The organism is Pseudomonas sp. M5A4_2d (genome assembly GCF_053345295.1).
Map to the genome: position 1 here is coordinate 165,038 of NZ_JBKEZW010000012.1, position 14,697 is coordinate 179,734.

14 protein-coding genes are annotated in these 14,697 nt (G+C 61.6%); 8 read left to right on the plus strand and 6 right to left on the minus strand.

Translation table 11 applies throughout. The features are described 5' to 3' along the window. Positions 1-26 precede the first annotated feature (26 nt). The 6 genes from rnc to tadA all read left to right on the plus strand — a co-directional run bounded on the left by rnc (position 27) and on the right by tadA (position 5,383). Positions 27-716 (plus strand): ribonuclease III, encoded by a 690-nt coding sequence (gene rnc / locus ACLBW8_RS25040; protein ID WP_017136295.1) that lies wholly within the window; start codon positions 27-29, stop codon positions 714-716. Then, the gene (gene era, locus ACLBW8_RS25045) at positions 709-1,611 is read left to right on the plus strand and encodes a GTPase Era (RefSeq protein WP_034102340.1); all 903 of its coding nucleotides are present in this window, start codon (positions 709-711) and stop codon (positions 1,609-1,611) included. Before rnc ends, era begins: the two co-directional genes overlap by 8 nt. Positions 1,612-1,766: 155 nt before the next feature. After that, the gene (gene recO, locus ACLBW8_RS25050; RefSeq protein WP_064450862.1) at positions 1,767-2,456 is read left to right on the plus strand and encodes a DNA repair protein RecO; all 690 of its coding nucleotides are present in this window, start codon (positions 1,767-1,769) and stop codon (positions 2,454-2,456) included. Between the two features lie 51 nt (positions 2,457-2,507). Next, positions 2,508-3,251 (plus strand): pyridoxine 5'-phosphate synthase, encoded by a 744-nt coding sequence (pdxJ, locus tag ACLBW8_RS25055; protein ID WP_064450863.1) that lies wholly within the window; start codon positions 2,508-2,510, stop codon positions 3,249-3,251. Positions 3,252-3,509: 258 nt separating this feature from the next. Next, positions 3,510-4,886 (plus strand): multicopper oxidase family protein, encoded by a 1,377-nt coding sequence (locus tag ACLBW8_RS25060; protein ID WP_156526251.1) that lies wholly within the window; start codon positions 3,510-3,512, stop codon positions 4,884-4,886. After that, complete coding sequence (tadA, locus tag ACLBW8_RS25065; RefSeq protein WP_159954423.1) at positions 4,886-5,383, plus strand: tRNA adenosine(34) deaminase TadA; 498 nt, start codon at positions 4,886-4,888, stop codon at positions 5,381-5,383. The genes ACLBW8_RS25060 and tadA overlap by 1 nt, the downstream gene beginning before the upstream one ends. A 141-nt stretch (positions 5,384-5,524) precedes the next feature. On the opposite strand, the gene cmoB is transcribed toward tadA, so the two are convergent. The 6 genes from cmoB to ACLBW8_RS25095 form a co-directional block, all read right to left on the minus strand. Beyond that, on the minus strand, positions 5,525-6,481 hold the full coding sequence (gene cmoB, locus ACLBW8_RS25070; protein WP_128587117.1) for a tRNA 5-methoxyuridine(34)/uridine 5-oxyacetic acid(34) synthase CmoB: 957 nt from the start codon (positions 6,479-6,481) through the stop codon (positions 5,525-5,527). Continuing rightward, entirely contained in the window at positions 6,478-7,221 is a 744-nt protein-coding gene (gene cmoA / locus ACLBW8_RS25075) for a carboxy-S-adenosyl-L-methionine synthase CmoA (RefSeq protein ID WP_064450867.1), read from the minus strand. The genes cmoB and cmoA overlap by 4 nt, the downstream gene beginning before the upstream one ends. 36 nt (positions 7,222-7,257) lie before the next feature. After that, positions 7,258-7,914: a lysoplasmalogenase gene (locus tag ACLBW8_RS25080; protein ID WP_262667098.1), complete on the minus strand. Its 657-nt coding sequence runs from the start codon at positions 7,912-7,914 to the stop codon at positions 7,258-7,260. Between the two features lies 1 nt (position 7,915). Then, a complete protein-coding gene (locus ACLBW8_RS25085) occupies positions 7,916-8,305 on the minus strand; it encodes a protease inhibitor I42 family protein (RefSeq protein WP_064450869.1) in 390 nt (129 codons plus the stop codon). A gap of 203 nt (positions 8,306-8,508) precedes the next feature. Then, the gene (gene lon, locus ACLBW8_RS25090) at positions 8,509-10,932 is read right to left on the minus strand and encodes an endopeptidase La (RefSeq protein ID WP_447806558.1); all 2,424 of its coding nucleotides are present in this window, start codon (positions 10,930-10,932) and stop codon (positions 8,509-8,511) included. Positions 10,933-11,129: 197 nt separating this feature from the next. Then, positions 11,130-12,119, minus strand: a complete 990-nt coding sequence (locus ACLBW8_RS25095; protein ID WP_447806559.1) for a GntR family transcriptional regulator — start codon at positions 12,117-12,119, stop codon at positions 11,130-11,132. Positions 12,120-12,455: 336 nt separating this feature from the next. On the opposite strand from ACLBW8_RS25095, the gene ACLBW8_RS25100 reads away from it, so the two are divergent. Next, positions 12,456-13,787, plus strand: a complete 1,332-nt coding sequence (locus ACLBW8_RS25100) for an amidase (RefSeq protein WP_064450872.1) — start codon at positions 12,456-12,458, stop codon at positions 13,785-13,787. 11 nt (positions 13,788-13,798) lie between these two features. Continuing rightward, entirely contained in the window at positions 13,799-14,677 is an 879-nt protein-coding gene (locus ACLBW8_RS25105) for a polysaccharide deacetylase family protein (protein ID WP_053254585.1), read from the plus strand. The last annotated feature ends 20 nt before the right edge of the window (positions 14,678-14,697 follow it).

Here is a 14,697-nt window from a genome sequence, read left to right on the forward strand (position 1 = left end):
TGCCACCAAACAGATATGGGTAAACCGTGAGCGTTTCTCTAAGCCGTCTCGAGCGTCAGCTCGGCTACACCTTCAAGGACCAGGAATTGATGGTCCTTGCCCTCACACACCGCAGTTTTGCCGGGCGTAATAACGAACGCCTGGAGTTTCTCGGTGATGCCATCCTTAACTTTGCCGCCGGTGAGGCGCTATTCGAGCGTTTCCCTCAAGCGCGCGAAGGTCAGCTGTCACGCCTGCGCGCGCGTCTGGTGAAAGGCGAGACCCTGGCCGTGCTGGCCCGTGGTTTCGGCCTGGGCGAGTACCTGCGCCTGGGGTCGGGTGAGCTGAAAAGCGGTGGCTTCCGTCGCGAGTCGATCCTGGCCGATGCCCTTGAAGCGTTGATCGGTGCGATCTACCTCGATGCGGGTATGGAGACGGCCAAGGAGCGCGTGGTTGCCTGGCTGGCTTCGGAGATCGAAAGCCTGACGCTGGTCGACACCAATAAAGATCCCAAGACCCGCCTGCAGGAATACCTGCAGTCGCGCGGTTGCGAACTGCCACGCTACGAAGTGGTGGATATCCAGGGTGAGCCGCATTGCCGCGTATTTTTCGTGGAATGTGAGATCACCTTATTGAATGAAAAAAGCCGAGGTCAGGGTGTGAGCCGTCGTATTGCCGAACAGGTAGCGGCCGCTGCAGCACTGATTGCCCTGGGCGTGGAGAATGGCCATGACTGATTCAACCGCAACACGCTGTGGCTATGTTGCCATCGTCGGCCGCCCGAACGTGGGCAAGTCCACGCTGCTGAACCACATCCTGGGCCAAAAGCTGGCGATCACCTCGCGCAAGCCGCAGACCACCCGCCACAACATGCTGGGCATCAAGACCGAAGGCACCGTGCAAGCGGTGTATGTCGACACCCCGGGCATGCACAAAGGCGGCGAAAAGGCCCTCAACCGTTACATGAACAAGACCGCTTCGGCGGCGTTGAAAGACGTCGACGTGGTGATATTCGTGGTCGACCGCACCAAGTGGACCGACGAAGACCAGATGGTTCTGGAGCGTGTGCAGTACGTCACCGGTCCCTTGATCGTCGCGCTGAACAAGACCGACCGTATCGAGGACAAAGCCGAGCTGATGCCGCACCTGAGTTGGCTGCAGGAACAACTGCCGAACGCCCAGATCATGCCGATCTCGGCCCAGCACGGCCACAACCTCGACGCCCTGGAACGTGTGATCGCCGAGCACCTGCCGGAGAACGAGCACTTCTTCCCGGAAGACCAGATCACCGACCGCAGCAGCCGTTTCCTCGCCGCCGAACTGGTACGCGAGAAAATCATGCGCCAGATGGGCGCAGAGCTGCCGTACCAGATCACCGTTGAAATCGAAGAGTTCAAGCAGCAGGGCAAAACCCTGCATATCCACGCGCTGATCCTCGTCGAACGTGACGGCCAGAAAAAAATCATCATTGGCGACAAGGGCGAGCGCATCAAGCGCATCGGCACCGAAGCGCGCAAGGACATGGAATTGCTGTTCGATTCCAAGATCATGCTTAACCTGTGGGTGAAGGTTAAAGGTGGTTGGTCTGATGATGAGCGCGCGTTGCGTTCGTTGGGCTACGGCGACCTGTAAGGACACCGCAGGGCAAAAAATGTGGGAGGGGGCTTGCCCCCGATAGCGGTGGGTCAGTTAATAAATAAGTGACTGACACACTGCCATCGGGGGCAAGCCCCCTCCCACATTAGGTTTGTGTAGTTTTCAAAAATGCATTCCAGCAGTGAGAACCCATGTCCCAATCCCCACCCCCCAGCCAACCCGCCTACGTCCTGCATAGCCGCGCCTACCGCGAGACCAGCGCCCTGGTGGACTTCATCACGCCCCAAGGTCGCCTGCGCGCGGTATTGCGCAGCGCACGGGGCAAGACGGGTACGCTGGCTCGGCCGTTCGTGGCCCTGGACGTGGAGTTTCGTGGCAAGGGCGAGTTGAAAAACGTTGGCCGGTTGGAAAGCGTCGGCAACTCCGCCTGGCTCAATGGCGAGGCGCTGTTCAGTGGCCTCTACCTCAACGAGCTGCTGATCCGCCTGCTGCCCGCCGAAGACCCGCACCCGGCGGTCTTCGATCACTACGCCGCCACCCTGATAGCCCTGGCCGAAGGCCGCCCCCTGGAACCGCTGCTGCGCGCCTTCGAATGGCGCCTGCTTGACGACCTCGGCTACGGCTTTGAACTGAGCAACGACCTGCACGGCGACCCCATCGCCGCCGACGGCATGTACCGCCTGCAAGTCGATGCCGGCCTTGAACGCGTCTACCTGCTGCAACCGGGCCTGTTCCAGGGCACCGAGCTGTTGGCCATGAGCGAAGCTGACTGGACCGCGCCAGGTGCCTTGTCCGCCGCCAAGCGTTTGATGCGCCAGGCGCTGGCCGTGCATTTGGGTGGACGGCCGCTGGTCAGTCGCGAGTTGTTTCGAAAGCCCTGACATCCCCGTGTATGCTGTGCACCGTTTCTTTCCCTTTTCAGGAGCGCTTCCGTGACCACCAGCAATCGCATTCTTCTTGGCGTCAACATCGACCACGTCGCTACCCTGCGCCAGGCCCGGGGCACCCGTTACCCTGACCCGGTCAAGGCTGCGCTGGACGCCGAAGAAGCGGGCGCCGACGGCATCACCGTGCACCTGCGCGAAGACCGCCGCCACATCCAGGAGCGCGACGTGTTGCTGCTCAAGGACGTGCTGCAAACCCGCATGAACTTCGAGATGGGCGTGACCGAAGAAATGATGGCGTTCGCCGAGCGCATTCGCCCGGCGCATATCTGCCTGGTACCGGAAACCCGCCAGGAACTGACCACCGAAGGCGGCCTCGATGTGGCCGGCCAGGAAGCGCGGATCAAGGCCGCGGTGGAACGCCTGTCGAAGATCGGCAGCGAAGTGTCGCTGTTCATCGACGCCGACGAGCGCCAGATCGAAGCCTCGCGTCGTGTCGGCGCGCCGGCCATCGAACTGCACACCGGCCGTTACGCCGATGCCACCACGCCGACCGAAGTCGCTGACGAGCTGCAGCGCATCATCGAGGGCGTAAAGTGCGGCCTGAATGAAGGTCTGATCGTCAATGCGGGCCATGGCCTGCACTACCACAACGTGGAAGCGGTGGCCGCGATCAAGGGCATCAACGAACTGAACATCGGCCACGCACTGGTAGCCCATGCACTGTTCGTCGGTTTCAAAGGCGCGGTCGCCGAGATGAAAGCCCTGATTCTGGCGGCTGCCAAGCACTGATCAGACACAGGATATTTCCTGTGTGTGCGGGCTTGTGTGGGAGCGGGCTTGCTCGCGAATACGGTGGGTCAGCCAATACATGTGCTGACTGGCACACCGCATTCGCGAGCAAGCCCGCTCCCACATTGGCCCATTCTCATCTTTATACCCCTGTGTTTTCGCAGTGCGGCAATGCGAAGCCTTACTGTTTAGCCGGGTCAGGTGTATCGTATCTGCCCTTTGCGGGCCTCTGGCCTGCGGCAGATACGTGAGGTTGTTGTGTCCCGATCCTTTTCCCGTCGACAAATCCTGGGTGGCCTTGCAGGCCTGGCCGTAGTGGGCGTCGGTGCCGGTGGTGCCTATCGCTACTGGCTGGGGAAAGTTGCCGAGGCTGAAGCGGGGCACGATTACGAGCTGATCGCGGCGCCGCTGGACGTGGAACTGGTGCCAGGGCACACAACCCAGGCCTGGGCATTCGGCCCCTCCGCGCCAGGCACCGAGTTGCGCGTGCGCCAGGGCGAATGGCTGCGGGTGCGCTTTATCAACCACCTGCCGGTTGCCACCACCATCCACTGGCATGGCATCCGCCTGCCGCTGGAAATGGACGGCGTGCCTTACGTCTCGCAGTTGCCGGTGTTGCCTGGCGAATACTTCGACTACAAATTCCGCGTCCCGGACGCCGGCAGCTACTGGTACCACCCCCATGTGAACAGCAGCGAAGAGCTCGGCCGTGGCCTGGTTGGCCCGCTGATCATCGAAGAGCGCGAACCCACCGGTTTCAAGCACGAACGCACCCTGAGCCTGAAAAGCTGGCATGTGGACGAAGAGGGCGCTTTCGTCGCCTTCAGCGTGCCTCGCGAGGCGGCACGTGGCGGCACGGCCGGGCGGCTGTCGACGATCAATGGCGTGTCCCAGGCGGTGATTGATTTGCCGGCGGGGCAGATCACCCGCGTGCGGTTGCTCAACCTCGACAACACCCTGACCTACCGCCTCAACATTCCTGATGTCGAAGCACAGATCTACGCGCTGGACGGCAACCCTATCGAACCACGCCCATTGGGCAAGGAATATTGGCTGGGCCCGGGCATGCGCATCTGCCTGGCGATCAAGGCACCGCCTGCGGGTGAGGAGTTGTCGATCCGTAACGGCCCCGTGCGTCTGGGCACCTTTCGCTCGGTGGCCAATACCGACGCGCCCACCGAATGGCCACCGGCGTTGCCCGCCAACCCGATTGCCGAGCCGGACCTGGCCAACGCCGAGAAACTCAACTTCAATTTCGAATGGGTCGGCACGGTGTCGGTGGATGACGGCAAGCCGCCAAGCCTGTGGCAGATCAACGGCAAGGCCTGGGACATCACCGACAAGACCTGCGCCGACCGCCCGATTGCCAAACTGGAGAAGGGCAAGAGCTACATTTTCGAATTGAAGAACATGACCCAATACCAACACCCGATCCACCTGCACGGCATGAGCTTCAAAGTGATCGCGTCGAACCGCCACAAGGTGATTCCGTACTTCACCGACACCTACCTGCTGGGCAAGAACGAACGTGCCCGTGTGGCGTTGGTGGCCGATAATCCGGGGGTGTGGATGTTCCATTGCCACGTGATCGACCACATGGAAACCGGCCTGATGGCCGCCATCGAGGTGGCGTGATGCGCCAGATTCGCCCCGCCGCGATTATCGACCGCAGCCGCGACCAGGACTTTATGCGCGAAGCCCTGGCCCTCGCGGCCCAAGGCGCGGCACTTGGCGAAGTGCCGGTGGGTGCCGTGCTGGTGCAGGACGGTGAAATCATCGGCCGAGGCTTCAACTGCCCGATCAGCGGCAACGACCCCAGCGCCCACGCCGAGATGGTCGCCATTCGCGCCGCTGCGCAAGCGATCAGCAACTATCGGCTGGTGGGCAGTACGCTGTATGTGACCCTGGAGCCGTGCAGCATGTGCGCGGGCCTGATCGTACATTCACGCATCGCGCGAGTGGTGTACGGCGCGCTGGAGCCCAAGGCCGGCATCGTGCAAAGCCAGGGCCAGTTTTTTACCCAGGGGTTTCTCAACCATCGGGTGTTGTTTGAAGGCGGGGTGTTGGCTGAGGAGTGCGGGACGGTGTTGAGTGAGTTCTTTAAGGCCCGCAGAGCAAAACCCCCACTCTAAAGAACACCAAGAATCCAATGTGGGAGCGGGCTTGCTCGCGAATACGGTGGGTCAGTCGACACATATATGACTGATACACCGTATTCGCGAGCAAGCCCGCTCCCACATTTTTGATCTCCATTGAGTCAGACAGACCAATGCTTACTTCCTGGCGATAATCACCGCGCGCATCGGCGCCGGGAGCCCTTCAATGGTCTTGCTGTGATCATCCGGGTCGAGGAAATCACTCAGCGACTGAAACTTCATCCATTCAGTCCCACGCTGCTCCTCGACCGTGGTCACGCTCACGTCCACACAGCGCACATCACTGAAACCCGCCCGCCGCAGCCACAGCATCAGCGCCGGCACCGACGGCAGGAACCACACGTTGCGCATCTGCGCATAACGGTCTTCCGGCACCAGCACCTGCTGCTGATCGCCTTCGACTACCAAGGTTTCCAGGACCAACTCGCCGCCTTTGACCAAGGTGTCCTTGAGCGCCAGCAAGTGCTCAATGGGCGAACGACGATGGTAGAACACGCCCATGGAAAACACCGTGTCGAAGCCTTCCAGGTTCGACGGCAGGTCTTCAAACGGGAACGGCAAGTGCCAGGCCTTTGGCTCGTTCAGGTAGCGCTGCACCGCCTGGAACTGGCAGAAAAACAGCCAGTTGGGGTCGACGCCTATCACACTGTCGGCACCCGCGCCGAGCATGCGCCACATGTAGTAGCCGTTGCCGCAGCCCACATCGAGGATGCGCTTGCCCTTCAAATCCAGGTGCGGTGCAACCCGCGACCACTTCCAGTCCGAACGCCATTCGGTGTCCACATGCACGCCGAACAGGTTGAACGGGCCTTTGCGCCACGGGCTCAGGCCCATCAGCGCGGTGTGCATTTGCGCGCGAGTGGCGTCGTCGCAATCGGTATCAAGGGTCAGGCCATTGAGCAAATCGACTTGGCTGGGCTGGATCTGCGGCAGCGCATCCAACGCACTCTGCCAGCGTTCGAGGTCGCCATGACCCTTTTCCATTTTGCTATCGAGTTGCGCTTGCAGGCCCTGGGCCCACACGGCCAGGGGAGTGCCGACCAAATGGCGGGCGAGAGGGGACAGATCAATCATGGCAAGGCAATCAACGAGGCAAAGTTAAGACACTGGAACCACGGCACGACTTTCGAGAACCCGGCCGCCAGCAGGCGTTCACGGTGTTCTTCGAGGCTGTCGGGCTTCATGACGTTTTCGATGGCGCTGCGCTTCTGGGCAATTTCCAGTTCGCTGTAGCCGTTGGCGCGTTTGAACGCGATGTGCAGGTCGGTGAGCAGCGTGTGTTCTTCAGGGTCATTGAAGCGCAGCTTTTCCGAGAGGATCAACGCTCCGCCTGGCAGTAGCGACTGGCGGATACGACCGAGCAAGGCCAGGCGTTCATCGGGGGCAATAAATTGCAGGGTGAAGTTCAGCGCCACCACCGAGGCCGGCTGGAACTGCAGCGCGAGGATATCGCCCTCGACCACCTCGACCGGCAGCAACTCCTGGAACATCGAGTCCTGGCCATTGAGGTATTCGCGGCAGCGCTCGACCATCGCCGCCGAGTTATCCACTGCGATGACCCGGCAGCCGTCGGTGCGCACATGGCGGCGCAAGGCTTGGGTCACCGCTCCGAGCGACGAGCCCAGGTCGTAGAGCACACTGTTGGGTTGGGCAAATTGCGCCGCGAGCACGCCGAGGTTCTCGACGATGGTCGGGTAACCCGGCACCGAACGCTTGATCATGTCCGGGAACACCCGTACCACGTCCTCGTTAAAGGCGAAGTCCGGCACCTGGGGCAGGGGCTGGGCGAATAGGCGATCGGGTTCTTTGCTCACGGTTGGTCCGGCGACGAGGGGGGAAAGGCCGGCATTTTAGCCAAGTTGGCCCTCGTGTGCGCGGGTTGTCTGATGGAAAGCAGAAGCGGTGATGCCCCACTGGCCCAGCCAATACGTGATGATCAGCAAATACGGTGCCGCTTCGAACGCCAGCACAAACCGATTGATGCCGATCAGCGTGTCGGAAAACACGAACGACACCGCGCCCGCTGCCGCCAGCAGCGCCGAACGTTTTGGCACGCCACTGCCCAGCCGCGCCAGCGCCCGCCAGAGCATGGCGCTGATCACCAAGGCATACACCACGACTGGAATCAGCAAGTCGCCAAGGCCATGGGAAATCAGGATGCCCAGCAGGATCGCGCCCACGCCCAGCGCCAACACCAAGGGCAACACCGCCAGGCGACGGCAATCGCTGAAATAGGCTTTCAAATACGCCAGGTGTGCGAACAGGAAGGCACCGAGGCCGAAGATAAACAGGTCACCCGGCCAGGCCAGCAAGACATCGCCCACCAGGGAAAAAATCAGCCCCAGGCTGATCCAGCGACGATAGTCGGTGGGCGGCGCATCATGCAGCCAACCCAGCAGCGCGAGTACCGGCAGGGGTTTGACCAGCAGGCACAGCAACGCCGCATGGGTGGTCAGCCCGTAGATAAAGGTACCGGCGCCCATCAACGCAAGAATCAGCCATGGCATATCAGTTCACCGTGATGGCGCAGTCGAAGGTTTCGGCAGGCTCGGCTTCCGGCTCCCATGGTTGCTGGGAGGTCAGGCGCAAACGGCCCTGGCCGGCCGCGAAGGCCTGGAAGCGCCAGGTGGAATGGCCGCCGCCGCCGATCACGCCGGATTCCGTGCTGCTGTAGACCTCCGGGCTCAAGGCGCGCAGCACACCGCCGGCGGAATCCTGGATGGCCCAGCGGTAGCCGGTGGTAGGGTTGCTCGGCAAGGTGAGGATCAGGTTTTGCCCGGTTTTAAGCTGGAGCGGGCAGGCGCTCTGGTTGTCCACTGTGACGTTTTGCTTGGGGGCACTGGCGCAGGCGCCCAGCAGGGCAAGGCTCAAGGGGAGAAGCAGGCGGGCAGCGGTCATGGAGGCTCCGTTGTTTGGCGACGAAGGGCGAGCATAACCGAAGATGAGACAAGGTGTGACAAGCGGGGATTTTGTGGCGAATGGGCTGGCCCTTTCGCGAGCAAGCCCGCTCCCACATGTTGACCGTGTTCCAAAGGATGTACTCGGTCAAGTGTGGGAGCGGGCTTGCTCGCGAAGAGGCCGGCTCAGGCGCTAGAGATCTATCAGAACAACACCTTCGCCACATCCGCAAAGCGCTTGGCAAAGTGCACCGTCATGCCTTCCTTTAGATACTCCGGCAACTCCTCAAAGCTGCCGCGATTCGGCTCCGGCAAGATCAACTCGTGAATCTTCTGGCGGCGCGCCGCAATCACCTTCTCACGCACCCCGCCAATCGGCAGTACATGCCCGGTCAGCGTCAGCTCGCCGGTCATGGCCACGCCTTTTTTCGGCGGTTGGTTACGCGCCAGCGACAGCAGCGCACTGGCCATGGTCACGCCGGCGCTCGGGCCGTCTTTGGGCGTGGCACCTTCCGGCACGTGCAAGTGCACGAAGGCTTCGTCGAAGAACTTCGGATCGCCGCCAAACGACTTCAGATTGGCGCTGATGTAGCTGTAGGCAATCTCGGCGGACTCCTTCATTACTTCACCCAACTGCCCGGTGAGCTTGAAGCCACGATTGAGTGTGTGGATACGCGTCGCCTCGATCGGTAAGGTCGCGCCGCCCATGCTGGTCCAGGCCAGGCCGGTAATCACGCCGGTGCCGGACAGCACTTGCTCGTTGCGGAACACCGGCATGCCCAGTGAGCTTTCCAGGTCCTTGTTACCGATCTTGATCACCGCGTCCGGCTCATCCAGCAGCTTGACCACCGCCTTGCGCACCAGTTTGCCCAGCTGTTTCTCCAGCTGGCGTACCCCGGCTTCCCGTGCATACCCGTCGATCAACGCGCGCAAGGCGCCGTCGCTGATGGTCAGGGTGTTTTTCGACACGCCGGCTTTTTCCAGCTGCTTTGGCCACAGGTGGCGCTTGGCGATGGCGACTTTTTCTTCGGTGATGTAGCCCGACAGGCGAATCACTTCCATACGGTCCAGCAACGGACCCGGGATCGAGTCCAGGGTGTTGGCGGTACACACGAACAGCACTTTGGACAGGTCCAGGCGCAGGTCCAGGTAGTGGTCGAGGAATTCAACGTTCTGCTCCGGGTCCAGGGTTTCCAGGAGCGCCGAAGCCGGGTCGCCCTGGTAGCTCTGGCCCATCTTGTCGATCTCGTCGAGCATGATCACCGGGTTCATCACCTCTACATCCTTGAGCGCCTGCACCAGCTTGCCTGGCATGGCGCCGATGTAGGTGCGGCGATGACCCTTGATCTCGGCTTCGTCGCGCATGCCGCCGACGCTGAACCGATAGAACGGCCTGCCCAGGGATTCAGCGATGGATTTACCCACGCTGGTCTTGCCCACACCCGGTGGGCCGACCAGCAGCACGATGGAACCGGCGACTTCGCCTTTGTAAGCACCGACCGCGAGGAATTCGAGGATGCGACTTTTGATGTCATCCAGGCCCGCGTGGTGTTTATCCAGCACCTTGCGCGCGTGTTTGAGGTCGAGTTTGTCCTCGCCATACACGCCCCATGGCACTGACGTCGCCCAATCCAGGTAATTGCGCGTGACGGCGTATTCCGGCGAGCCCGTTTCCAGGATCGACAGTTTGTTCATCTCTTCGCTGCTGCGCTTTTGCGCCTGGGTCGGCAGCACTTTGCCCACCAGGCGTTGCTCGAACTGCTCGACGTCCGCGCTGCGGTCATCCTTGGTCAGGCCCAGCTCTTGCTGGATGACCTTGAGTTGTTCCTTGAGGAAGAATTCGCGCTGGTGCTCACCGATCTTGCGGTTCACCTCGGCGGAGATTTCCTTCTGCAGGCGCGCCACTTCGACTTCCTTGCGCAGCATCGGCAGCACTTTTTCCATGCGCTTGAGCATCGGCACGCAGTCCAGCACTTCCTGCAACTCGTTACCGGTGGCCGAAGTCAACGCGGCGGCGAAGTCGGTGAGCGGCGACGGGTCGTTGGGGCTGAAGCGGTTGAGGTAGTTCTTCAACTCTTCGCTGTACAGCGGGTTGAGCGGCAGCAGTTCCTTGATCGCATTGATCAGCGCCATGCCGTAGGCCTTGACCTCGTCGGTCGGCTGGGTGGGCTGGTGCGGGTATTCGACTTCCACCAGGTACGGTGGGCGGTGGTGCTTGAGCCAGGTTTTGATTCGCACGCGGGTCAGGCCCTGGGCGACGAATTGCAGCTTGCCGTTCTCGCGGCTGGCGTGGTGCACCTTCACCAGCGTGCCGTACAGCGGCAGGGCCGAGGTGTCGAAGTGGCGCGGGTCTTCCGGCGGCGTCTCCATGAAAAACAGGGCGAGGGAGTGGTGGTCGGATTTGCTCACCAGTTCCAGGGTTTCGGCCCACGGCTCTTCATTGACGATCACCGGCAACACTTGCGCCGGGAAGAACGGGCGATTGTGGATCGGGATGATGTAGACCTTGTCCGGCAGGTTTTGCCCCGGCAGGGCCAGGCCGGTGTTGGAAGAGGTTTCGTGTTCAGCGTTTTCGGGATCGGCGTAGTCGTTGAGGTCGATATCGGGGAATTCTTGCTGGTCGCTCATGGGGCACCTGCATAAGGAAGTATGCAGGTTAGATGGGGCGGGGCAGCGGTGGTTTCAATGGCGGGGGTGAGATAGCAACATATTGCATAATATTTTCGAAACGCCGCTTGACCCTGTGAGAGCTGGCTTGCCTGCGATGGCGGTGCATCAGCCACTGATGAGTGGGCTGGCAGACCCACCTGCTTAACCGCGCGCGCTCAGCTGATTTTGTGCAGATAGGTGGGCAGGGGCTGTTCCGGTAATACCGACAGAACCTTCAGGCGCTGCAACATGCGCTGTCGTGCCCGCTGCAAATGCTCGCGCAAATTCAGCGCAGCGGCATCAAATGCTCCATGCAGCAACAGCTCCAGAATCAAGCGATGTTCGGCGAGCATGGCTGGATCGGCGCCGATCCCCAGCAAACGGTAGAAAATCCGGCTGATGATCATCGGGCTCTGGCCCTGGCGGATCAGTGCGGCGATCTTGCGGTTTTGCAGGCCGGCCAGGCAGCGCTGGTGCAAGTCATCTTCGATCTGCTCGATGGCGTGCAGGCTGCATTGCGGGCTTTGCTGGGCGTCCACCACGCGCTGCAGCATGGCTTCGAGCATCTCGCGGTCGAGGTTCGGTGCGCTCTGGCGCAGGGCTTCGGGTTCCAGGCAGGCGCGCAGTTCGTAGTCTTCGGTGACTTCCCGTGCGGTCAGCGGCCCGGCGAGCCACTGCGAGTAGGGTTCTTTTTCCACCAGGCCGCGATCGCGCAGGCGCATCAGCGCTTCACGCACCACCGCGCGGCTGACGCCATAGTGGTCGGCGGCGGCCTGTTCATCCAGGCGGTAATGGCCGAAAGCGATACACGTGGACAGCGCCGCACCAATTTCCTCGACGATCCGCTCGCCCAGCGGCCGCGTATCCACCAGTTCATCGTCGCCATTGAGGCCCAGGTGCGCATGGCTCAGGGGCAGGCGCAGCGGCTCCATTTCCAGGCCTTCGGGGTTGATCAGGTAACCGCGACCGTTGAAGCGGCAGATCAAACCTTCGGCATGCAGCAGGTCGAGCGCCTTGCGTACCGGGACGCGGCTGGTGCCGAACAGTTCGGCCAGCGGCGCTTCGAGCAAGACCAGCCCGTGGCGGGCGGTGCCGTTGACGATCGCATCACGCAATACCTGGTGAATCATCGCGTAACGGGAGGCCGAGGCGGACACTGCTTTCATCGCGTTCTCTTTGGCGTGTAGGACGGTGGCCGGGGATTCTCTCATAGTTGCGCCTGTCACTCCGCGCCACGTCGGTGGCACTTTTTTGGGGCCTTGCGGATAGAAATGTTACTTTTCTGCACCAGAATGTACTTATTAATAAAAGATACATTATTTCAATCGCGACCTGTTCAGACGCTTTTGCTGACTATTTTGGCTGACTACAACTCTATCTATCCCGTACCTCTTGGCGATTAAGCTAAATCGCACAAACGGCAGTGATAGCAGACTGGCACGAAAGGTGCCTTTATAAAACGTACATTTTATTAATATGTACGTTTTGTGAGGTTCATCCTGATGTCAGACGCCACTTCCATGGCCGAGGCTTTCGCCAGCGGTCGCAGCGACCCGGTGCAGGCGCTCGAACAGGTACTCCTGCACGCGAGCATGGCCCCCACGGTGTTTATCTCACTGACTGCCGAGCGTGCCCGGCGCGAGGCCGAAGCGTCCGCTGCGCGCTGGCGTGACGGCCAGCCTTTGAGTGTGTTCGACGGTGTACCGCTGGCCTGGAAAGACCTGTTCGACGTCGCCGGAAGCATTACTACGGCCGGCGCCGCCTATCGTCGCGCGGCGCCGGCCGCTTTGCTCGACGCGCCGAGCGTGGGGCTGTTGTGCCGCGCCGGGATGGTCAGCGTGGGCAAGACCAACCTCAGCGAGCTGGCGTATTCGGGCTTGGGCTTGAACCCGCATTTCGGCACGCCCTACAACCCGAACGGCAGCGATCAACCGCGCATCCCAGGCGGTTCATCATCGGGTTCAGCCGTCGCCGTGGCCGCCGGGATCGTGCCGATCGCCATGGGCACCGACACCGCAGGCTCGATCCGCATTCCCGCGGCACTCAATGGTGTGGTGGGTTACCGCAGCAGCAGCCGACGCTACAGCCGCGACGGCGTATTTCCATTGGCGCACACCCTCGACAGCCTCGGCCCACTGACCCGCAGCGTGCGCGATGCACTGGCGATCGACGACCTGCTCAACGGCCGCAGGCAAACCCATATCGCCCGCAGCCTCAAGGGCCAGCGCTTCGTGCTTGAGCAAGGCGCGCTGGAAGACGTTGAACCTGCTGTGCGCAATAACCTGCTGCGCGCGGTGGACCAATTGAGGGCCGCCGGTGCACTGATCGAGGTGCGCCCGTCAGCGACTTTTCAGGCCGCCCTGGACCTGATCAAGCACCACGGCTGGCTCGGCGCCTTCGAAGCCTTCGCCCTGCATCAAACCCTGCTCGACAGCCGCGACGCCGAACAACTCGACCCACGTGTGCGCCGTCGCTTAGAAGCCGCACGTTCATTGCCGGCCAGCCAATTAATCCACCTGATCGATGCGCGCCGGCACCTGCAACAACAGCTGATCGACGACCTCGACGGCGCCCTCCTGATAACCCCGACCGTTGCCCACGTCGCGCCGGCGTTGGCACCGCTTGAGGCCGACGACGAGCTGTTCGTGCGCACCAACCTCGCCACCCTGCGCCTGACCATGCCCGGCAGTTTGCTGGACATGCCCGGCGTTACCTTGCCCAGCGGCCGTGATGCCCTGGGCCTGCCCACCGGGCTGCTGCTCAGCGCCCCGATGGGGGAAGACGCACGCCTGCTGCGCGCTGCGTTGTCCGTCGAATCCGTACTGACTATTTAAGGAGACATACCATGGCTAAAGACATTCTCTGTGCATTTGGCGTCGACGTTGATGCCGTCGCCGGCTGGCTCGGTTCCTACGGCGGTGAAGACTCGCCGGACGACATTTCCCGCGGCCTGTTCGCCGGCGAAATCGGTGCGCCGCGTTTACTGAAACTGTTCGAACGTTACGGTTTGCGCACCACCTGGTTTATCCCCGGCCACTCGATGGAAACCTTCCCGGAGCAGATGAAGGCGGTGGCTGACGCCGGTCACGAAATCGGCGTGCATGGCTACAGCCACGAAAACCCGATTGCGATGACCGCCGAGCAGGAAGAAATCGTCCTCGATAAGTCCATCGAACTGATCACCCAGGTCACCGGCAAACGCCCCACCGGCTACGTCGCCCCGTGGTGGGAATTCAGCAAGGTCACCAACGAACTGCTGCTGAAAAAAGGCATCAAGTACGACCACAGCCTGATGCACAACGACTTCCACCCCTACTACGTGCGCAAGGGCGACAGCTGGACCAAGATCGACTACAGCCAGCACCCCGACACCTGGATGAAACCTTTGGTGCGCGGCGAAGAAACCGACCTGGTGGAGATCCCGGCCAACTGGTACCTCGACGACCTGCCGCCGATGATGTTCATCAAAAAAGCCCCCAACAGCCACGGCTTCGTCAACCCGCGCCATCTCGAAGAAATGTGGCGCGACCAGTTCGACTGGGTCTACCGCGAACACGAACATGCCGTGTTCACCATGACCATCCACCCCGACGTGTCCGGTCGCCCGCAAGTGCTGTTGATGCTCGAGCGCTTGATCGAACACATCCAGAGCCATGCCGGCGTGCGCTTCGTCACGTTCGACGAAATCGCCGACGACTTTATCCGCCGTCAACCCCGTTCCTGACCCCTACTGAAGCGGCCACC

Bases quoted from the DNA above. Each gene is read 5' to 3' on its own strand.
- era (WP_034102340.1), top strand. From the start codon at position 709: ATGACTGATTCAACCGCAACACGCTGTGGCTATGTTGCCATCGTCGGC.
- recO (WP_064450862.1), top strand. From the start codon at position 1,767: ATGTCCCAATCCCCACCCCCCAGCCAACCCGCCTACGTCCTGCATAGC.
- tadA (WP_159954423.1), top strand. From the start codon at position 4,886: ATGCGCCAGATTCGCCCCGCCGCGATTATCGACCGCAGCCGCGACCAG.
- cmoB (WP_128587117.1), bottom strand. From the start codon at position 6,481: ATGATTGATCTGTCCCCTCTCGCCCGCCATTTGGTCGGCACTCCCCTG.
- ACLBW8_RS25080 (WP_262667098.1), bottom strand. From the start codon at position 7,914: ATGCCATGGCTGATTCTTGCGTTGATGGGCGCCGGTACCTTTATCTAC.
- ACLBW8_RS25085 (WP_064450869.1), bottom strand. From the start codon at position 8,305: ATGACCGCTGCCCGCCTGCTTCTCCCCTTGAGCCTTGCCCTGCTGGGC.
- lon (WP_447806558.1), bottom strand. From the start codon at position 10,932: ATGAGCGACCAGCAAGAATTCCCCGATATCGACCTCAACGACTACGCC.
- ACLBW8_RS25095 (WP_447806559.1), bottom strand. From the start codon at position 12,119: ATGAAAGCAGTGTCCGCCTCGGCCTCCCGTTACGCGATGATTCACCAG.
- ACLBW8_RS25100 (WP_064450872.1), top strand. From the start codon at position 12,456: ATGTCAGACGCCACTTCCATGGCCGAGGCTTTCGCCAGCGGTCGCAGC.
- ACLBW8_RS25105 (WP_053254585.1), top strand. From the start codon at position 13,799: ATGGCTAAAGACATTCTCTGTGCATTTGGCGTCGACGTTGATGCCGTC.